The organism is Paenibacillus sp. JCM 10914 (assembly GCF_001315105.1).
Classification (GTDB): domain Bacteria; phylum Bacillota; class Bacilli; order Paenibacillales; family Paenibacillaceae; genus Paenibacillus_AQ.
Genome location: NZ_BAZR01000016.1, coordinates 91,148 through 111,358, shown reverse-complemented (window position 1 = coordinate 111,358; position 20,211 = coordinate 91,148). Strand labels below are relative to the sequence as shown.

Genomic DNA, 20,211 nt, shown 5'->3' with positions numbered 1-20,211 from the left:
AACGCCGACAGAAGAACCAGAACTGGTAGAAGAGCCGACGCCAACAGAAGAGCCAGAACTGGCAGAAGAGCCGACGCCAACAAAAGAACCAGAACTGGCAGAAGAGCCAACACCATTTGAACCGACAAACGAAAAGGTAGAAATAAACGTCCTTCCTAAAACGGGTGAGGAAAGTAAAGCTTTATTTTATGTTGCAGGATCGGTATTTATTGTCGCCGCTTTGTGGCTATTAAGAAGAGATAGCATAGGTAGAGGTTGAAAAAAATGATGCGCTCTGAAAAAATGGCCGAAAGCTACTCCGAAGAGCGCTTACAATCCAGAGGCACTCATTCTAGCTGATCCGCTCTACTATGGAACTTTGCAGAGTTGCAGATTGATGACGAGGAAGCTCTTCGAGAAGTGCTTCAGCGCTTGATTGAACGCATCGAGATTGAGTTGGACGGTGAAATTATTATCCACTATCATTTCTGGAAGCCGTTGTCTGCGGGGACGTAATTCGTCCCCTTTACTTACGTCAATATTAAGCACTACACACATGTGGAGTGTTGCTCACTGCTAATGTGGAAAACGTATATCAAGATGCATCGGCCCCCCCTCGTTTTTGGAGGGGGGCATTTTGATGCTATTAAACTCAAGTCCGACTCTCCTATTTCTGGTAGAAGTTTCCATTATGTTAGAACAAGAGTTGGAGATACCCTCTCGATTTTGCATATTATTTCTCTATGAAACAAACATTAGGCATTCAGTATAGCGAGGTAGCGTTTTTATTAAGAAAATATTGTCCCCGTAAAGGATAAGATTACCTCATAGAAACTTTCTTGCAACACTCGTATGATGAAATAAGTCCACAATATATAGAGTATTGTTCGGGGAATGATCACAGGGTTACAAGAAGCAGTTTACGTTACTTGCACGTATGCGTATCGCTCCTTGAATCCTGTTATTTTTATTCGTGTTTGAAAGCGTTAACAAGATGGCGATTGTGGACGAAAGTATCTTACATGAACGGACATATGGAATAAGTGAGGTGATGGGGCGCATAGAAGCGGGAAAGTATGGTCAGGCCACACAGATAGAAACGATTTACAAGTCTGACCTTTTGCAATCTTAAACGTTGGCTTAAGTGGGATCTCTCCCAAAACCTAAAAACAAGATATGGAGGGAATTAAAGCATGAAAAGAAGACGGTTAATAGCCTCTTTACTTGTGATCGCGATGCTATCTACCTTGTTTACTCCGTCGATGACAGTTAGCGCGGCAGGGGGGGATGACGTATCTCTTTTGACCGTAAATGCAGGGACGGATAGTAATACGGCGACCAACGCCGATACGCCGGACGGACAGAAAGCATGGCGTTTAAATAACGGCACCTCAAAGGACGGGGCGCCTTGGGATAACCTCTTCACGCCGAGCGTGACGCCCATAAAAGATATTTCCGCATACCGAGATGGTTACTTCGTATTCGAGATGTTCGTCCCGAACGAGGGCTTTAAAAATATGCAAGGCAATAACTGGCTTGTTATCGTAAGTGACAGTAATCCGGCTGAGGACAAGTTTAACAACGATTCTCGTCTCCAGCTTGATTTAAGCGCGGTCACAACGGCAGCGGTGGGCACATGGGCGACGGTTTATACGAAGTTATCTTCGTCAAGTGCCGTAGCCGGGAATTTCAATGACGCCTGGCTAGACCAAGTAACCCGACTGGCCATGCATCTGCAATGGGATACTAGCGTCCCTAGTACCGACGTGTACATACAAAATCCGCGTTTTCAGAAAAGCACGTTAGGTGTTCCGGGTTCACCCTTAACGGCTCCCGTACTTGACGTAGCAACCCAAACCGTAACTGCGAATGCACCGGCTAGCGGGCAAGCGGTGGAATTCGCAATCAGCGAAGACGGTATCGCTCCCGCAACCGGCTGGGTGGATGGCATTCATAACGATCATGTGTATACGTATCAATTTGATACCTTACCTACAGCAGACACCTACTATGTATTCGCGCGCGCGAAAGCAGACGGCAATTACAATTTTGTCGGCGCGTCCACAAGAACGACGGTAACGTTTACTGACGACCAAACCATGGTAAACGAGGCGGCGTCGTCTCTGACATGGAACACGATCAGGAATTCGAATACGATTCAATCCGAAGTAAGAACGGCGTTGACGCTTCCGGCAACGGGTGCGAATGATACGGCTATCGTATGGTCGGCTGAACCGGCAGGTATCATCGATACCGTAACCGGCAGTGTAACGCGCGACCTTGACGAAGATAAAGCCGTAACCCTTACGGCGACGATAACCAAAGGTAGTGCAACACCTGCGGTTAAAACTTTTGAGTTGACCGTAGCCAGCACGAATAACGAACTTGCTGAAGTGTTCATTGACTTCAATGATCCTGGAACATTTACTGCAGTTAATGCCATTGGCAGCGGATTCGGTGACGGTGGAGATCCAGCTGGACCGTATCCAGGACTTCAAGGTAATGGCATCGGGGTCAGCCTCATCGGAGACGGTGGCACTGCAGTGGAGCAAGTCACGCAAAGCAGTGTAGGCGCCGTGAAGGTCGGCAACTTGATGTACGTCATTGTAGACGACCTTAGACTTAAGCAAGCAAGTAAGGTCGAATTAGAGGTCAAATACTGGAGGCCGAGCGCAACGGGCGGTATTTCGCTACAGTATAACACCATATATCCCGGCAATTTCTCAGGGTTTGATGCGTATAGATCAGCGAGCCTTCCGGCGACTGGAAGCGGCGACGCTTGGGTAACTTCGAAAGTTGTGCTTAACGGAGCCAATTTTGCGATAGGAGCACAAAATCAAGGCGCACACTTCCGCATCGATGCAGCCGGGGCCATCATTCAGAGCATACGAGTAACCGAAATTCCTCCAACGGATGAAGAAGCGGTACAACTGGTCTCGAACGCGCTGACATGGGATGCGATCAAGGGCACGAATACCAGACAGGATCTGGTTGAAACCAATTTGACTCTTGCTAAGACAGGTTCAGCGGGTACGAATATAGTGTGGACATCTACCAATAACGCGTTAATAGATAGCGACACCGGCGCAGTCAATCGTCAAGAGGCCAATACGCCCGTAACCCTCACGGCAACCGTAAGCAAAGGTACGGCAACGCCGGTTGTTAAAACTTTTCATATTGTCGTTCGCGGAACAGGTATCGGAACAGACGAGGATGCGGTCAATGATATGTTGAACAAACTGACTTGGGATTCAATCAAAGGCGTGAATGCTTCTGAGGCTGACGGCGGCATGAATAATGTGACGACGAACTTAGTTCTTCCGTCAATAGGTGACAATATGACGGATATTACTTGGACGACATCGGCTCCTGCCCTCATAACCACTGCAGGCGTGATCCCGACAAACCGTCCAGACGGCGGCGGTGATGTAACGCTCACGGCGACGGTAAAAAGAGGTCTGGAATCCGCTCCTGTCATCAAGACTAAGACATTTGCGTTGAAAGTTCCGGATCGATATGATTATGACAAACACCTGAGAACAGCAATCGCTCAGGAACACGATGCGAAAGATTGGGCAATATCGGACTTTAACGTACTCGCTTTCGGTGCAAAAACTGTAGCGATGGCCGAAGCGGAAGGTTTAGCTGAGTTCGATAACAGAGAGGCTTTTCAAGCGGCGATTGACGCGGCTTATAATGACGGCGGCGGTGTAGTCTATATTCCGGCGGGAACCTATGCGTTCTATTCGGAAACGACCGGCACAGTAAGCGTTAGAAGTACGACCGGTAGTACAACCTACGAATATCAACAAGTATTGAAATTGCGCGCAGGCGTACAGCTTCGTGGCGAATGGGATAACCCCGATGCGAATAATTACGACGGTAAAATCGATGGAACTATTCTCGCCGTATATGCCGGACATAATAGCGCCAATTATGACACGTATGTTGACTCTGACGAGCGAGAGAATCAGACAGGCGGCAAAAAAGTAGCTAATGTGTCCGATCGATTTATAGACATGGAACAAGGCACAGGTGTATCTAACCTTTCCGTATGGTATCCCAATCAGGATATTCATGCTGAGACCGTTGTTGAAAAGAGGGGGAAGATGGTCAGAAGACAGGGGAATTTGAGACGATTAACGGAATTCCGTATCCGTGGACGTTCTTCCAGAGAACCGGAAACAGCGCGACGCTTGATAATGTTACGCTTGTAAACGCCTGGGGCGGATTCATCTCCTTGCCGAGTGAAATGCATTATGTTGTGAACAGCAATATGACGGCTCTCTACAAGGGCATCGTGGTTCACACCTGTACAGACATAGGACGGATCGAGAACGTGAACATTGACCCGAAATATTGGGCGAATTCAGGACTTGACGGCGCACCGACTCTTGCGGAAGTGAAAGCGTACACAAGAGCGAACGCTACCGGATTTATGATGCACCGTTCCGACTGGGAATACGTATCAGGTTTATACATTTCCGGGTATAAGACGGGGATGTGGATCGGAAGAGAACCCGGCGGCGACGAAGCTCCGAATGCACAGTTCTACGGATTGAAAATAGAAGACAGTGAAACGGGTATATATATTGACAACGTTAACGGTTTTGGTCTGCTTTTCTCGGGTTCGGAATTCGGCGGCGACACGGCCGTATATGTCAACGAACGTTTCAACACTTCTGTTCAATTCAACGGAGTTGACTTCAAAGGTCCGATTGTAAGCGACGCCAGAGGCGGAGTTATATCCTTTGAGGATAGTACGTTTGACGAATATGACAATTTCGCGCTGAACTTCCAGGGCCGAGGCAACGCATTAGTCAGTCAGAGCAACTTCAAACAGTCTGACAACCATGTAAACCTCGGAACTAACTTCGGAACGTTTAAATCGGTAAATTCAGGTTATAACCTGAACATCGAGAGTGCTAACCTTGCCGATCACATCGATAACCTGAACCTAGACGTTGAGGGCGGCGGTACGAACACCACCGTACAGATCGTAAATGACGTTGAATATCTTTTTGAACCTATTCCGAAAAACGTAAAAACAGATATTGACGTGCATCCGAGACCGACATCAAACGCTGTGCTTAGACTTGACTTCCCGCGCTCGTTAACAGGCAACGCACCGACCGTGGATATATCTGCAAGATTGCAGGAAGCTCTCGACTATATAAAAGATAATCACGGCGGCGGCACGATCTTTCTACCTGGTGGAAGATATCGACTGAATAGTCCTGTCATCGTTCCCGAGGGTGTTGAACTCAGAGGAACATGGGACGTACAGCACCATACACAAGGCGGCGGTACGGCGATATTTACAGCTTACACCGGCGGCGCTCAAGGGGAGGACGGAAATTCGCTCATTCAGCTTAAGGCTAACGCAGGTCTCAGAGGACTTACCATCACGCAAGCGAATTTAACCAGCGTCAATCTCAACAACCCTGACCAGACATTAAAAACACCGTTCTTGGTCCAAGGCCAAGGTGAAGGCGTATATGCAATCAACTTAACGATCCCTATCGGGGACAAAGGAATCGATCTGGCTTCCTATAAAACCGATGGTCACTATGTAGATTATTTAGGCGGCACGCTCTTGAGAGCAGGCATCTGGGTCGGAGGAGGCGCGGAAGGCGGATTTATCCGAAACATGCAATTCAATCCGCATTACGCTTTGAGACTTCCGGGAGGTCAAGGATATACGGCACCTACCGGCGATCTGTACGGATTCGTACAAAGATATAGCAGCGCGCTCAAATTTTCCGATGTGGAAGACCAGACGATTTTCAACAATTTCGTTTTCGGGTCGGTATATGGCATCCACTTCCTGAAAAGAGATTTGGGGAACGGTCAATTCGCTTATCCTGGAAAGATGACGATGATCGGTCACGGCTCAGACGGATGCGCGTACGCTTTGTATGTGGAAGACGCGGATGAAAACACCAAAATCATTGGGATCAACTCGGAATTGGTGAATACGAACATCGCGACGGAGCCGAACAGAGCGTATGTCAAAATGGGCGATGCAGCGAATCCCGCAAAAATCCACCCAGACGCTGAACTTGTCCTGTACAACAGTGCGTTCTGGGGAAGCCCGACCATAGCAGGAGCGGTCGTATATAACGGCAACGTTCGTTTCCAACAAGCAAACTTTACTCAGTTGCCAGGCAACAATCCGGGTATAGATGTTCACGGCGGAAAAGCACATGTATACTCCTCTTACTTCCAGCCGACAAAGAACGGTCAGGATAACAATGTGTATGCCATGCTGCGTGAGGGCGGCACATCGATCGAACTTAGCAACAACTATTATGCATCCGGTTTGAGAAACAGCACGCCAGCGAGCAACCCGTACGGAATTTACGGCTCGGATTTACTGGCGGAACCGTTTGTATTTAACCTAAAAAAAAACGGTGATAAGCAACAGTTCAGCGTTAAATATAATGTCGGAGGAAGAGCCTCTGCACCCGGGACGCTGAACATGATTTCCCCGTCGGCTTATGCTAATGACCTCACTCCCGTCAAATTTGACGGGCTTGAGGCAGGGGAATCCGTAACCGTCGATTTACCGTATTATGTTGCAGGTCTGGTCACATTTGAGGTTCAGCTCGAAGACGGAAAATCATACAACTATACGGCAAAATTTGATACGGCTTACGCTGAAAAGGTAAGCTCAGCCGGCGCGGAAAATCCGGCTAAGAGTGCCACAACTCCGGCATTTGTAATGGATACCAAAGATTATGTAACTTCGGGAACGTGGGATGGCCCGCAAGACCTCAGCGTAGGATCGCATTTCGCATGGGACGACAGCAATGTATATGCGTACATTGTCGTTACAGACGATGTGCACTTCAATAGCCAGACAGGAGGAAATATATGGAGGGAAGATGCTTTACAGTTAGGCATTGATTTACGCAATCCTGCAACCAACAATACTACGCGCAATGAATTGGGATTCGCGCTCACCAATGACAACGAAGTGATAAAATGGGCCTGGACTCGTCCTACAGGCGCCAATGCACCGACTGCTCCGATAACGGATATCGTGGCAGAGATTACGAGGAATGAAGATGCTAAAACAACGATTTACGATTTAAAAATTCCGTTTAATACGCTTCTTCATAATCCTGCATCGGAGCTCGCGAACGGAAGAATCGGAATAGCGATCATGCTCAATGAATCTGACGGGTCGCATGAATCGGACAGCAGCAGAGCCACATTTGAAGTTGAAACTGAACAATTAAAGAATTCAAGTTTATTTACAGATTTATATCTGTTAAGCGCAGGCGGATACAATGAAAAGCTTGAAGCATCGGCAAGGACTGCCGTTGCAAAGGCTCTCTCGTCTGGCTCGGCTGCCGATATCGCTATGGCTCGCAACTTTGTCACCATTATGGCAGACGGGGAAGTGAAGACGGAGCTTCTTAACCAAATCAAAGATATCGATCAGGATAATAGCGCAATTAGTCCAACTGCCGCTCAGTTTGATTTGAACCCTAGCAAGCAGCAAGCAGCTACAATAACACTGGCGCTTAAAGGGAATACACTGACGGCCATTAAGAACGGCAGTACCTTGCTGCAAGCTGGAACCGATTATGTTGTGAATAGCGATCAAATCACGATTACGACGGCTTACTTGGCGAAATTACAAAAAGGTACGGTACAGCTAACGTTTGAGTTTAGCGCAGGCCAGCCGCAGGTGCTGACGATTACAGTAGTTGATACAACGCCTGGTAACAACGGCGGCAACAACGGTGGAAATAACGGAGGCAACACCGGCGGTAACAACGGAGGTAACGCTGGAGGAAATAGCGGAGGTAACACCGGTGGAAATAACGGAGGCAGCACCGGTGGAAATAACGGAGGCAGCACCGGTGGAAATAGCGGAGGTAACACCGGCGGCAATACTGGCGGAAACCAATCGAACCCAATTGAATTGAAGGATATTGCTGGCCACTGGCAGAAGCTGCGATTCGTAAGGCAGTGGCAAAAGGCTTTGTGGTTGGCTACAAGGATCACACCTTCAAGCCCAATGCGGCGGTAACCCGTGCGGAATTTGCAGTGATGTTAACCCGTGCATTGACTGTACAAGGCGATGGAAAGCAGTATGCTTTTAAAGATGACGCTGACATTGCTTCATGGGCAAAAGAAGCGCTTGAGCAGGCAATAGGAGCGGGGATATTAAGCGGCTATACGGATGGGACTCTGCGTCCAAATAGCGGTTTGACGCGCGCTGAGCTTGCGGTCATGATGGCTCGTGTTTTGAAGCTGGAAGACCAAAAGGACAACGTGGCAAACTTTACTGACCAAGATAAACTGCCAGAGTGGGCAAAGGGCGCGATTGGCGCAGTAGCTGCAAAAGGGATTATGCAGGGCAAGGAAGGTGGCAAGTTTGACTTCAATGCAGTGGCAACCAGAGCGGAAGTAATCACCATTCTGCTCCGTATTTTGGAGTTGGATGAGAATGAAGAAGCAAACGGTTAAATCTAGCAAGCAGATGGTTTGATGCATTCATAGTTTCGATAAACGGCTAGGTTAAACAAACAAAACCGTCCTTAAAGCGCTCTATGCGCCTTAAGGACGGTCTTTTTTATGAACTAAGCATATGAGCTGCCGGATGACAGCAAGGAGACTAAATAATTGATGGGTGCGGTAATATGTTTGTTTTTGGATAAAAGAATTTGCGAATAGAAGGGCTGTATGGGTCCTTGTTTGATCGAAAAGCCTGAAAGTGCATTGTGCTGCAACTGCTCAGCCGCTGCTATCCTCGGAATCATGCAATTCCCATGCCATAGATAACGCACTGCTTGATCCCCTCGATGCTTCCCATCTCGGATACCGTTTCATAAGTCACACCATTGTCGTTCATGGACCTCTCCAGCGCTTCGCGGTATGTACATCCTTTTTCCGTAAAAATAAACGAGCTGCCCCGCAGCTCATGAATGGATACGTCGTTTCTTCCGCTTAAGGGGTGATCCTTCGGGCATATGAATACGAAATCTTCGTGCCGGATCGGCAAGGAACGCAGTTCGGGTGCGGTGATGGGCGTATTCAGAACGATGGCCAGATCGATTTCCCCGTTCTTCAGTTTACTGATGTTTTTACCGTCGGACGTTGGGAAGAAGGTGACGTTGAGCTTGGGGTATTTTTTACGGAACATTTGGAAGTAGGGCGGTAGCAGGAAAGCGGCGAGGGTCTCCGTCGTCCCGATCGTCAGGTCTACAACCACATCGGGGATAAACAGATTTTCCGCTCCTAGGTAGCCATCTACGATTTTGTCCGCATAACCCAGCAGCCGAAGTCCTTGCTCCGTAAGCTTGAGTTTGTTGCTGTTTCGCTCAAACAGCTTGGTTCCAAAATGGTTCTCGAGCTTCTTGATTTGAACGCTGACGGTGGGCTGAGCATAGTTCAGCTGTTCGGCAGCCTTGGTCAGGCTTTGGCAGCGGGCGGCTTCCCGAAAGGTGATGAAATACTGGATGTCCATATGATTCCTCCGCACGTCGAGATATTAATAATCGTAATAGACTCTATTACGTTCCTTAGAGATGAGTCTCGGTAAGCTTATGATATATTATTATATAATTCCAAGCGGAATACTAGTGTTTATCTAAAAAATAATCGTTCATCAAGGAGTGGAGTCGAGGTATGAGATCAATAAACAGATGGATCGGCAAAGGACTGCTGATCGGATTCATGGCCGTGCTTGCCGCCTGCGGCAGCCCGGAATCGGGAAGCGGGCCGTCGGCCGATCCTGGATCAGAACCGGCAAATCCGGTAGCGGGCGGTACGCTGAATGTGGCGTATCCGGCAAATCCGGCAACGCTGGATCCCCATTTAACGACCAATCAGGCGACAAGGGACGTATCGCGAAATATTTACGAGCAGCTGCTTACGCTCAACAAAAACTATGAAGTCGTGCCTCAGCTGGCTGAATCGCTCGATATCAGCGTTGATGGCAAAACCTACACATTCCATCTGCGTCAAGGGGTTCCTTTTCACAACGGCAAGGAGATGAAGGCTGAAGATGTGGTGGCTTCCATGGACAAGTGGCTGTCGACATCAACGCAGGGACAAGCCAATCTGCAAGGTGCAAAGTTCAAGGAAGTGGACCCGCATACCGTTGAATTGACGCTGGAGCGCCCTTCATTAGTAGGTTCGTACATTCTGGCAGACACAGCGCCGTTCCCGGGAATTATGCCGAAGGAGGTCATTGAATCGGCACCTGCGGAGGGGATTAAGGAGTATATCGGGACAGGTCCATACAAGCTTGAGGAGTGGAAGACCGACCAATACGTGCATTTGACGAAGTTTGCAGACTATGCGGCTCAAGAGCAAGAGTCCAGTGGACTGAGTGGGAAGAAAAACGCTTATTTGGATGAAATCTACTACCGTTACGTGACCGATGAATCAACGCGCGTAGCTGGAATCATGACAGGTGAATACGATGTCGCCTTCGGTATTCCATTCGATAATGCCAATCAGATTGACGCCACTGACGGGGTTGGCAATTATTTCAGTGAAGGCGGAATCGTAACCTACGTATTTAATAATAAAGCCGGACCATTCGCGGATCAGAAATTAAGACAGGCGTTCAATACCGCGCTGAACTATGACGAAGCACTTACAGCTGCCTATAGTGACAAGCGCTTTTATGAACTCGATTCCTCCCTGGCCTTGACGTCTCAAACCGATTGGTACAGTCAGGCAGGCTCGGATCGATACAATGTGAACGATCTGGAACAAGCCAAGCAGCTTGTGGCCGAGTCCGGTTATAACGGCGAGAAGGTCGTTATCCTGACGACGCGCGACTATCCGGAGCAGTACAATCTGGCCGTTGTCGCGCAGGATGTACTGAAATCCATCGGCGTGAATGCGGAGCTGGATGTTTACGATTGGCCGACCGTGCAGGAACGACGTACGGATGAGAGCAATTTCGACCTGTTTGCGATGACGTTTGCGACGCGTGCGACCATTCACCAGTATCCATTCCTTGAATCCAGTGCCAATTATCCGGGGTGGTCCAACAGCCCTGAGCTCGACGATGTACTCGCCCAAATTCAGGCGGCTCCTTCAATTGAAGAGGCTAAACCATTAGTGGATCAGTTGAATGAAGTCAATTGGGACTACCTCCCGATTATCAAGCTCGGAAATATTCAGAGCCTGATTGCCGTCCGCGATAATGTGAAGGGATTCGATGATTTGATCGGTCCCATCTTGTGGAATGTAACGCTTGATCAATAAATGTACGGTGGCCTGGAGCTGATGAAGGATCACGGAATCGTCATCATCGCTCATTCGGGTTAGGATGCGAGGACGGTCTGCTCCTTCTGAGACAGGCCGTCTACATGTATGAGGGAAGTTCTCGACACTGAAGGAGTGCCATCATGACCAAGTATATTGTTCAGCGAATATTGTCACTGATCCCCATATTGTTAGTTGTCGCCGTTGTCGTATTTATGCTGATCCATCTGACGCCAGGCGATCCGGCAAGCGTGATCCTGGGGGACGAAGCGAGTGCAGAAGCCATCGCCGGGCTGCGAGCCCAGCTTGGTCTGGATCTGCCGCTATACCAGCAGTTCATATCCTGGTTCGGCGGTGTAGTAACCGGAGACCTGGGTCAGTCCATTTTCATGGATATGAGCGTAGCCGAGGCGTTTTTTAGCAGGGTTCCTCCCACGCTGTCACTCGCCATTCTGGCTCAGATTTTTGCCGTGGTTATCGCGCTGTTTCTGGGCGTGATCGCCGCCCGCAAAAGAGGCACGCTGGCGGATCAAGCCGTCATGGGGTTCTCGCTGCTCGGCATTTCGGTACCCAGCTTCCTGCTCGGGTTATTCTTGATCCTGCTCTTTGCCGTAAAACTGCAATGGCTACCCGTTGCGGGATATCAACCGCTGAGCAGCGGGTTATGGAATCACCTTCGGTATTTGCTGCTCCCCGCGATTGCCCTGGGCGCGATGCAGGCGGCATTAATTGCGAGAATGACGCGTTCATCGCTAATTGAGGTGCTCAGCGAGCAGTACATCAAAACCGCAAGAGCAAAGGGACTTAAAGAGAGAATCGTTGTCTATAAACATGCGCTTAAGAATGCGTTTATTCCGATTCTCACCGTTATCGGGGAGACGTTTGGCACCTTGATTACCGGGGCCTCGGTTATCGAAACGGTATTCAACGTTCCCGGCATCGGGCAGCTCATTATCCGTTCCATCGAACGCCGGGATTTTGCCGTTATTCAAGGCAGTATCCTGCTGATCACGGTAACGTACGTGCTGCTGAATTTGTTCATAGATTTGCTGTACGGTCTCCTTGATCCCCGCGTCAAGCTGAATCGTCGGTAGGAAGGGGTGAAGATGATGTCTGAAGTGAAGCTTGGTGCTGCGGCGGCGGTACCGCCGAAGCAAGGTGCGCTGAAGTGGCGGCGTTATATATCAAGCCTCTCCTGATGACGGGCACCGTCTTGGTGGCCTTGGTGTCATTGGCCGCGCTGCTTGCGCCGTGGATTGCTTCACATGATCCTTATGCGCTGGAGGCGATGAATCGGCTTAAGGCCCCGAGTGCGGAACATATTTTCGGAACGGATAATTTTGGCCGAGATGTGTTCTCGCGGGTGCTGTACGGCATGCGTGTATCTTTGCTCGTAGGAGCTGCGGTTACGCTGATCGCTGGATTGATTGGGCTTGTCGTGGGTTTGCTGTCTGCTTATTACGCGCTGTGCGATCATATTCTGATGCGTATATGCGACGGACTCTATGCATTCCCGTCCATTCTACTGGCCATTTCGATTGTAGCGATCATGGGTCCGCGGACGAGCAACGTCATCATTGCGCTGTCGATTGTGTATATTCCATCCATTGCGCGCATCGTGAGGTCGGCTGCGCTGGTGGTCAAAGAAAAGACGTACATTGAAGGGCTGCGTGCCCAAGGTGCGGGTCCTGTACGGATTATTGGCCTGCATATTCTACCGAATGTGCTGTCTCCGTTAATCATTCAGGCCTCCTTCATCTTCGCGGTATCCATCTTGACGGAAGCTTCCTTAAGTTTCCTTGGCGCTGGCATTCCTGCCCCGGCTCCCAGTCTTGGGAACCTGCTGCTGGACGGGAAGAACGTGATTTTTAACGCCTGGTGGATGACGGTGTTCCCCGGGATCTGCATCATATTGATGATCCTGGGCTTGAATCTGATGGGAGACGGGCTGCGCGATTTTCTGGATCCGAAGATGAAGAAAAAACAAGTGTTTGGCAAAAAACAACCGCAGCGCGTCGAAAGGAGTGAACAGAAGTGAGCCGAGCTCCTTTGTTGGAAGTGAAGAACTTGGTCACTACCTTCGCAACAGATGACGGTACGGTCCATGCTGTAGACGGGGTGTCCTTACAGATTTACCCGGAGGAAACGGTAGGCATTGTCGGGGAGTCGGGTTGCGGAAAGAGCGTGACCGCAGAATCGATTCTGCGTTTATTCGATGAGACGACAACCCGGTATGACGGAGAAATTCGGTTCGCGGGCCAGGATCTGCTTCAATTGAGCGAAGAGAAGATGCGGGCTGTGCGCGGCAATGATATCTCGATCATCTTTCAGGACCCGATGTCCTCGCTGAATCCGGTATATACGATTGGCGACCAGATCATGGAGGCGATTACCCTGCATCAGCAGGTATCGTCGCGGCAGGCCCGGGATCGGGCAGTGGAATTGCTGCGGCTGACTGGCATCTCAGATCCTGAGAAGCGCCTGCGTACTTATCCCCACGAACTGTCTGGCGGCATGCGCCAGCGGGTGATGATTGCGCTGGCCTTGTCCTGCGAGCCGCAGCTTCTGATTGCGGATGAGCCGACCACGGCGCTGGATGTCACGATTCAAGCCAGATCCTGGAGCTGATGAACGAGCTGAAGGTCAGGCTCCGGATGGGGATTATGCTCATCACCCATGATCTGTCGGTGGTTGCTCAGATGTGTTCGCGGGTGATCGTGATGTATTTGGGCGAGGTCATCGAAGAGACCGATGTGGTGACGCTGTTCGATCATCCGCTTCACCCCTACACGATGGGGCTGCTGCAATCGGTGCCAAACATGGAAGGACAGCGTAAAGAGAAGCTGTATGAGATCAAGGGTTCGGTTCCGGCTATGCAGGATGTCGCGCATTGCTGCCGGTTTGCCCCAAGATGTCCGTTCGCCACGGATGTGTGCAGATCAGAGCCGCCCTTGCTGGAAGAAGCGGCAGACGGTCATCGGGTCCGCTGCTGGCATTACAAGGAAATCGCAGAAAGCAGAGGTGAAGGAGATGCCTTCAGTCACATCGGTTACGAAGCATGAACCTCTGCTGGAGGTCCAACATTTAACGAAGTATTTTGCGGTGAAGTCCGGTTCTTCATGGAGGAAGCAGCAGGTGAAAGCGGTGGAGGATGTATCCTTTGCGATCTATGAAGGGGAAACCTACGGCTTGGTGGGGGAGTCCGGCAGCGGGAAGAGCACGACCGGCAGAACGATCATGCGATTGACGGATCCATCCGCCGGGAAGGCGTTCTTTCAGAATCAAGATGTCTTTTCGTTACGCTCCAAAGAGCTGCAGCACTTTCGCCGGGAAGTTCAGATGATCTTTCAGGATCCGAATTCCTCGCTGGACCCGAAGAAGAGAATTGGGTACAGCGTTGCCGAACCGATGATCATACATGGACAAGGAACCAAGGCGGAGCGTAAGGAGCGCGTGCTGGAGCTTATGAGCCGGGTTGGATTTTCCCCGCAGCATCTGGATCGGTTCCCGCATGAATTCTCCGGAGGCCAGCGGCAGCGAATCGGCATAGCCAAGGCGCTTGCACTCCATCCGAAGCTGATGGTATGCGATGAACCGGTGTCCGCGCTCGATGTGTCCATCCAATCGCAAATTCTGAACCTACTGGTGGAGCTGCAGTCGGAATTTCAGCTGTCGTATCTTTTTATTGCGCATGATCTAAGCGTGGTGAGGCATATCGCGGACCGGATCGGCGTGATGTATTTGGGGCATCTGGTAGAGCAGGCGCCTACGGACGAGCTGTTTGCCCATCCGCTGCATCCGTATACGCAGTTTCTTCTCTCCGCGATTCCGGCACCTCATCCGAAGATGAAGCGGGAGCGGATTATTCTCCAAGGCGATATTCCCTCACCGCTAAATCCACCGTCCGGCTGCGTTTTCCATACCCGCTGTCCGTTCGTTATGGAGGTATGCAGGCAAGTCAAACCCGTCAATCGGGAAATCGAAGCAGGACATTCGGTTCAATGCCATTTGTATGAAGATTCGAAAGGGAAAGGGGATTGATAGTATGACTGCAGTAGACTGGAAGCAGAAAGAGACGGAAATGGTAAAGGTCATTGAGGAGATCGTAAATATGGAGAGCGGCACGTTCCTGAAATCAGGTGTGGACCGCGTAGCGTCCGTGCTGGGGCGGCTGTATGAGGAGATCGGATTCCAGGTCGCTGTACAGGAGTTGCAGGAGCGGGGGAACAATCTACTTATCACCCATCCTGAGGCCGTTAACCCGGAAATACTGATTATTGCGCATATGGATACAGTGTTTCCGGAGGGAACTGTGGCGGAGCGTCCATTCTCCAGGGATGAGAAGCGTGCCTATGGCCCGGGTGTGTTCGATATGAAAGCGAGCCAGATTACGACGCTGTATGCAATCAAGCATCTTATTGAGTCGGGCAGTGACAGCTACAAAAACCTCCGTATTATCCTCAATTCGGACGAAGAGGTCGGCTCCGTACATTCGCGGGCGCTGATCGAAGAACAGGCTAAACTGAGCCGATACGCCCTGATCGTCGAACCGAGCGACGAGGACGGAACGCTGGTTACGGGCCGAAGAGGCGGCGGTAAATATTATTTGACGGTACAAGGCGTGGCCGCCCACTCCGGAGCTGAGCCGGAGAAAGGACGGAGTGCCATTGGCGAGCTTGCTCATAAAATCATCAAGCTTCATGCCTTAACCGACCCGTCTGCGGGGATCAATGTCAATGTTGGGGTAATCAGCGGAGGAACCTCCAGTAATACGATTGCACCCCATGCGAATGCCTTCATCGATGTAAGAATGAACACGAAGGAGCAGGCGGATGAACTGGATCGAAAAATCCGCGAGATTTGCTCCACGGTCGATATCGATGGGACCTCGCTCGAACTTACCGGGGGCATAACTCGGCCGCCGATGATCAAGAACGAGGCTTCGGAATGGCTGCTGCGAATCGTGCAGGAGGAAGCGCATGAGCTCGGCGAGGATATCGGCGATAAAAGCGTGGGTTCCGGCTCAGACGCCAATATCACTTCCGCCGTAGGCATTGCCACCATTGATGCACTCGGACCGCGCGGCGGGAATGCCCACAGCCAAGATGAGTATCTGAATATCGATACATTGATACCACGTACCCGGCTGCTCGCGAATGTCATTGAGCGATTGAGCCGTGGACAGCAAGGATAAGGAGGATGATGGGAACATGACAAAAGCATACATTATACATGAGAACGAGAGCTGGATCGTGCCGCTTCGTCAAGCGCTGGAGGAGCTGGACGTTCCGCATGAGTTCTGGCATTTGCACGAGGGAACGCTGGATTTAGGCCAGCTGCCGCCGACAGGCGTCTTTTATAATCGGATGAGTGCATCCTCCCATTCCCGTAACCATCGGTATGCGGCGGAATATACGTCTAATGTGCTGGCTTGGCTGGAGCATAACGGGCGGACGGTGCTGAATACCAGCCGGGCCCTGGAGCTGGAGATCAACAAAATCAAGCAGTACCTAGAGCTGCAAAAATTTGGCATCGAGACACCGGCTACGGTGGCTGCCGTAGGAAAGGAAGCCATTATCCAAGCGGCGAAGGAATTTCCGTACCGTTCCTTCATAACGAAGCATAACCGTGCCGGCAAGGGACTTGGCGTCTACTTGTTCGACAGCGTAGACCAGTTGGAAACCTATGTGAACGGACCGGGTTTTGAGGAGTCTGTGGACGGTGTAACCTTAATCCAGCAATACATCAAGAACGAGGAGCAGTATATTACCCGCTGTGAATTTATTGATGGCAGGTTCTATTATGCGGTGCAGGTAGACACTTCGGAAGGATTCCAATTGTGTCCGGCCGATGCCTGCCAGATTAGCGACCGATTCTGTCCTGTCGGCGAGGAAGCGGCAGTACGGCCGAAGTTTGAGATCATCAACGGATTCGACAGTCCGCTCATTGCCAAATACGAGGCGTTTCTGCAGCAGAACGGCATCAGCTTTGCGGGCATCGAATTCATTACCGATTCCGCTGGCAAGACCTATACGTATGACGTGAACACCAATACGAATTACAATCCTGATGCCGAAACGCTTGCGGATGTATCAGGCATGAAAGAGATCGCCAGAACGCTGTCGGAATATTTGAAGCGGGAGCTTGTGTTGCGGTGAACGGCCAACGTTAGATGAATTAAGGAAAAGCGCTGAGCGGTTCGAATGAGGAAGGGTAGGAGAGTCATTATATGACATTCCTACCCTCTTTCAATCTTTGACTGATCATTGGAGGCTGACGTATTATGATTCTATGAGAACGTTGCCGAGGGGCTGAATGAATTTTTCTGATGCAGGGGGAGCCGCTATTATGAAGAGAACGAACGATCCGCACTTGGCTAGAGTAGTCAGGGATAATTTCATATACAAAAATATCTTTCAAGCTATGCATATGGACAGCGGCCACATACAAGAAACACCCGTTTATGTCAGTCGATTCGGGACTGCCTTCCGATACGTTTAATATCGTTGTGCTGCATCATGACCAGGCACAGCCCTCCGATGCAGCGACCATCCAGGAAGCTGTTGCGTATTTCACACAGAAGCACCACCCGATGGCTTTATGGCTATGGGCGGATGATCAAGGAGACTCCGCGAAGATGCTGCTAGATATCGGTCTGGAAAAAGCGGAAACCAACATCGCGATGTATGGGGAGCTTGCCGCGTTGCAGCCGTCTGCGAATAAACCTGCAGAGTTCACGATACAAGAGGTTTCGTCACCGTCGGAGCTTGAACTTTTCGGTGATGTATTAGCATCTTTATTCGGTGAGTCGGAAGAAGCGGTCCATGTTCGTTCCTACTATAAACAAGTCTCTGCCTCGATCCTTCAGCCATCCGTTATGAGGTGGTATATTGGTGTGTTTCAAGATGAAGTTGTGTCGACGGGAGCTATGGTCCTCACGAAGGAGAGTATCGGCATTTACGATATAGCGACAAGGGAAGAACACCGAGGAAGGGGCTTCGGCTCCGCGATGTTTAATTTCTTGATCCGGGAAGCCCAACAGCAGCACAGGGGACTGTGTGTGCTCCAGGCTTCGCCAGATGGAATCAACATATATGCCAAAGCGGGATTTCAGCCCGTTGGTGAGGTTACGGTATATGAGAATCGACATTTCATATGAATATATGATGGGGGGGACTTATGGTCCTTCCCTTTTTTGTTAATGAGCGGCACTCTACAACTTTCGTTGGATACGAAGACTCGGACAGGTCATTATAATGGGGTTCAAACGTGCTCTGTTCTCGGAGACGAAGCCAGAAGAAGGAGGAAGATATATCATGATTCGAATCCTCATCGCCGAGGAGCAGCGGCCGGTAAGAGAATGCCTGAACACAATGCTCAATATGGAATACGATATGCAGGTACAGGGCTTGGTTACTGACGGGGTTATGGCGTATGAGTTGACAGCGAGACTTCAACCGGATTTGCTTATCATGAATATTCACCTGCCGGTCATGCATGGTATTACCGTGCTGAAGCAGCTTAAGCAGACGTCTCCTCGTACCAAAGTGCTGCTATTGACGACGGATGGGGAAGACCCCTTCATCGTGGAAGGATTGGTTAACGGAGCCAGCGGTTACTTGCTAAAGAGCATGTTGGCGAAAAAAATAATACCGTCTGTTCGCGACATCGTATCGGGTCAGTATATTATGCCGACCATCGTAGCCGCCAAATTGGCTCAGCGGCTCACTCATTTGCCTATGGAACAGCATGCAGTAACGAAAGTGGACATGCCCGGTGTCGAACTGTCCGAGCGAGAGAAGCAGGTCGCCGAGTTGATCGCGCAAGGCAGCAACAATCGTGAAATCGCCGCTGCCTTGTTTATTTCCGAGGGTACGGTTCGCAATTATTTAAGCGTAATCTATTCGAAGCTGTGTGTTACGAATCGCTTTCAAGCGTTCGTCAAACTTCATTCCTTGTTGTGAGGCTGATTCAGGAAACAATCGAAAATGATTTAACTTATGTTTTCCATAGAATTGTGTAAATTTTCGATTGTACAATTAGTAGAACTTAGTTGAATCGAGGTATGCGGCGATGGATAGACAATTATTTGATCTGTATATGGAGAGAGATTTGGCACAGCCGATACGTGCGGTTCAGCTTCCGGAGGGCTATTCCATCCTAAGCATCCATGAAGGGAATGGATACGTATGGGAGTCGGTCATGACAAAAGCTTTTGAAGAAGAGTATAAGCCGGGAACGTTCCGATGGATTCTGGCGGATAATTATAACTATGAGGATGACCGAGTATTTGTCCTGTTGAATGATCGTCAAGAGCCGATCGCGACAGCTACGGCCTGGCATAACGACCACATGTGGGACGATAATGAACATGGTTCCGTTATTTTTGTCGGCGTTGATCCGGCATACAGGCGCATAGGTATGGGGTGTTGATGGTCGATTATATCTTGCAGCATCTCAAGGATATTGGTTTTACGATAGCATCTTTGAATGTGGAGGAAAACAATCTACCTGCTATCAAAACCTACCTCAATTGCGGGTTCACGCCTCACATTGTTGATCCCAGACATCATGCTGTATGGACCAATCAATTCAGCAAGTTGTGCATATCGCCTCCGCAATACAATTCATTGCTGCGTCCTATAACTAACAGGCCCTACCCCATCGAAACAAGCCCCTACAGAGAACGAAAAGCTCAAGCAGCCGCTCAGAACGGGGACATCTATGTCCACGGCCATTGGGAGAAATATAATATGTATTTAGTTGAGCCAAGTGAATACCGTAAGCTGGACGATTTAATCAACAAGGAGGGTAAAGCACGAGAGCTGTACGCGTCGATACGCCAGAAGGGAGCGGGTAGAATATTCATCGATCAGCCACGTCAGCCAGCAGCCGCATTTTTAGAATCGGATCTTGCACAGGCCTGCTAGCAGGCCAGAGCCATGACCCTCGCTTTACTGAAGGTGTGAAAATATATCTTGAGCAGTAGAC

At 50.0% G+C, this 20,211-nt stretch carries 15 protein-coding genes and 2 pseudogenes; 16 read left to right on the top strand and 1 reads right to left on the bottom strand.

The annotated features are described in order from the left end of the window. From JCM10914_RS17565 to JCM10914_RS17550, 5 genes are all read left to right on the top strand, one after another. The coding region (locus tag JCM10914_RS17565; protein ID WP_036718767.1) for an LPXTG cell wall anchor domain-containing protein at positions 1-259 on the top strand (259 nt) is incomplete at its 5' end. Between the two features lie 107 nt (positions 260-366). Beyond that, complete coding sequence (locus JCM10914_RS31440) at positions 367-495, top strand: hypothetical protein (RefSeq protein ID WP_269433904.1); 129 nt, start codon at positions 367-369, stop codon at positions 493-495. A gap of 677 nt (positions 496-1,172) precedes the next feature. Beyond that, the gene (locus JCM10914_RS29320) at positions 1,173-4,196 is read left to right on the top strand and encodes an immunoglobulin-like domain-containing protein (protein ID WP_023963433.1); all 3,024 of its coding nucleotides are present in this window, start codon (positions 1,173-1,175) and stop codon (positions 4,194-4,196) included. Positions 4,197-4,219: 23 nt separating this feature from the next. Continuing rightward, on the top strand, positions 4,220-8,023 hold the full coding sequence (locus tag JCM10914_RS29315; protein ID WP_023963432.1) for a X2-like carbohydrate binding domain-containing protein: 3,804 nt from the start codon (positions 4,220-4,222) through the stop codon (positions 8,021-8,023). Continuing rightward, positions 7,963-8,463, top strand: a complete 501-nt coding sequence (locus tag JCM10914_RS17550; RefSeq protein ID WP_081739830.1) for an S-layer homology domain-containing protein — start codon at positions 7,963-7,965, stop codon at positions 8,461-8,463. The genes JCM10914_RS29315 and JCM10914_RS17550 overlap by 61 nt, the downstream gene beginning before the upstream one ends. Positions 8,464-8,752: 289 nt before the next feature. Here the strand turns inward: JCM10914_RS17550 and JCM10914_RS17545 are convergent, their stop codons facing one another. Next, positions 8,753-9,463 (bottom strand): LysR family transcriptional regulator, encoded by a 711-nt coding sequence (locus tag JCM10914_RS17545; RefSeq protein ID WP_023963430.1) that lies wholly within the window; start codon positions 9,461-9,463, stop codon positions 8,753-8,755. A 161-nt stretch (positions 9,464-9,624) separates the two neighbouring features. Here JCM10914_RS17545 and JCM10914_RS17540 point away from each other — a divergent pair, with 161 nt between their 5' ends. The 11 genes and pseudogenes from JCM10914_RS17540 (at position 9,625) to JCM10914_RS28940 (ending at position 20,150) form a co-directional block, all read left to right on the top strand. Beyond that, entirely contained in the window at positions 9,625-11,220 is a 1,596-nt protein-coding gene (locus tag JCM10914_RS17540; RefSeq protein ID WP_023963429.1) for an ABC transporter substrate-binding protein, read from the top strand. Positions 11,221-11,363: 143 nt separating this feature from the next. Continuing rightward, a complete protein-coding gene (locus JCM10914_RS17535) occupies positions 11,364-12,314 on the top strand; it encodes an ABC transporter permease (protein WP_023963428.1) in 951 nt (316 codons plus the stop codon). A 74-nt stretch (positions 12,315-12,388) separates the two neighbouring features. Beyond that, positions 12,389-13,258: an ABC transporter permease gene (locus JCM10914_RS17530; RefSeq protein WP_023963427.1), complete on the top strand. Its 870-nt coding sequence runs from the start codon at positions 12,389-12,391 to the stop codon at positions 13,256-13,258. Next, positions 13,255-14,282: pseudogene (locus tag JCM10914_RS17525) on the top strand (ABC transporter ATP-binding protein). Before JCM10914_RS17530 ends, JCM10914_RS17525 begins: the two are co-directional and overlap by 4 nt. Further along, positions 14,251-15,261: an ABC transporter ATP-binding protein gene (locus JCM10914_RS17520; protein WP_023963424.1), complete on the top strand. Its 1,011-nt coding sequence runs from the start codon at positions 14,251-14,253 to the stop codon at positions 15,259-15,261. Before JCM10914_RS17525 ends, JCM10914_RS17520 begins: the two are co-directional and overlap by 32 nt. Before the next feature lie 4 nt (positions 15,262-15,265). Next, on the top strand, positions 15,266-16,414 hold the full coding sequence (locus JCM10914_RS17515) for a M20 family metallopeptidase (RefSeq protein WP_023963423.1): 1,149 nt from the start codon (positions 15,266-15,268) through the stop codon (positions 16,412-16,414). A 16-nt stretch (positions 16,415-16,430) separates the two neighbouring features. Beyond that, positions 16,431-17,378, top strand: coding sequence for a RimK family alpha-L-glutamate ligase (locus tag JCM10914_RS17510; protein ID WP_023963422.1), 948 nt, complete (start codon positions 16,431-16,433; stop codon positions 17,376-17,378). A gap of 305 nt (positions 17,379-17,683) precedes the next feature. After that, a complete protein-coding gene (locus JCM10914_RS17505) occupies positions 17,684-18,379 on the top strand; it encodes a GNAT family N-acetyltransferase (protein WP_023963421.1) in 696 nt (231 codons plus the stop codon). A gap of 157 nt (positions 18,380-18,536) precedes the next feature. Then, positions 18,537-19,184: a response regulator transcription factor gene (locus JCM10914_RS17500; RefSeq protein ID WP_023963420.1), complete on the top strand. Its 648-nt coding sequence runs from the start codon at positions 18,537-18,539 to the stop codon at positions 19,182-19,184. A gap of 109 nt (positions 19,185-19,293) precedes the next feature. After that, positions 19,294-19,703, top strand: a pseudogene (locus JCM10914_RS17495) (GNAT family N-acetyltransferase); the annotation flags it as partial. 270 nt (positions 19,704-19,973) lie between these two features. Then, positions 19,974-20,150 (top strand): hypothetical protein, encoded by a 177-nt coding sequence (locus JCM10914_RS28940; RefSeq protein ID WP_023963418.1) that lies wholly within the window; start codon positions 19,974-19,976, stop codon positions 20,148-20,150. Positions 20,151-20,211 lie beyond the last annotated feature (61 nt).